This is a genomic window from Vibrio sp. 1557 (assembly GCF_033340175.1).
GTDB classification, from domain to species: Bacteria; Pseudomonadota; Gammaproteobacteria; order Enterobacterales; family Vibrionaceae; genus Vibrio; species Vibrio alginolyticus.
Window position 1 is genome coordinate 1 of sequence record NZ_JAWOVZ010000214.1, and the last position, 1,172, is coordinate 1,172.

The window sequence follows — 1,172 nt, forward strand, 5'->3', positions numbered from 1 at the left end:
ATCATTACGTACGCTGGCTTCGAAGGTCCATGCATTCAATGCATATTGAGCAATTGCGCTGATGCCAATGTTTGTTCTTGGGTTCTTCTCTGGGTTGTAGTCTTTCGCTGGTCCCCAGTCACTTGGTGCAAGGTAGCCTTTTGCTAACTTCTCATTACGGTAATCTAAGCCGCCTCCAATACTCAGTTCATCATTGATGCTGTATGAGTTTAGCCAAATTGCATTGAACTGTTCGATGGCCACGTGATCGCCGGTCGACTTACTTTGGCCCGATTTAAGGTCATAGTTGTCTTGTTGACCGTAAGCTAACTTCAACTCAGAAGTGTAAACATCTTTAGAATACTCAAGTGACAAATCTGCACCTACGTATTCCACTTCACCCGTTTTCTTTTCGTGCTTATCTACTGTTCCCCACCCAGGATTGCCATAACTGCTGTTGTCATAGTCGTATTCGTTGCTGTATGTACTAAAGCCTACGTAACCAGAAAAATTATCAGAAAAGTTTTGCTGGTAACCTAATTTAAGGTTCAACGTTTCAAATCCGTGCTCATCGCCATCATTCAAACCCGGCAAAGGTTTAACGTTAAAACCATCCGTTTTCTCGTAACCTAATACCCCTTTGATGTGCTTACCTTCACCAACAGGTTTAGATACAGCAAACGCGCCTTTTTTATGATTGTTGGAGCCATAACCCGCCGACACTCGGCTTGCATCATCATCAATATTTGCACGAGTAATAATGTTAATTACGCCGGAAATCGCCTCTGAGCCATAGATAGATGCGCGTGCGCCGCGAATGTAGTCGATACGTTCAATAGAGTTGATTGGAAATTGGTTGAAATCGATACCGCCCATGATTGCGCGAGGCATGCGTACACCATCAACCAAAACCAACACTTGGGTGGCACTGCCACCGCGAACAAAAATCGATGCGCTTTGGCCACGGCCACCATATTGAGCAACCTCAATACTAGGCAAAGTACGGAACACATCAAACAAACTGTCAGCTTGCTGACGGCGAATATCTTCTTTCGTTACTGTCACGGTTTGAGCTAGAACAGCACCATCGATTTGCTTGAATCGATTCGCAGTAACAACGATGGTTTCGTCAACAGAAACTTCTTGGGACTGTAGATAAGAGACAGGTGAAAGCAGCGATGCCAGGGTGATCG

The 1,172-nt window shown here is 44.9% G+C and carries 1 protein-coding gene; it reads right to left on the reverse strand.

Features of this window, described 5'->3' with window-relative positions; translation table 11 throughout:
* Nucleotides 1-1,170 (reverse strand): TonB-dependent receptor plug domain-containing protein (locus R7070_RS25975; protein WP_318141483.1); only part of this gene is annotated, 1,170 nt, incomplete at its 3' end.
* Nucleotides 1,171-1,172 lie beyond the last annotated feature (2 nt).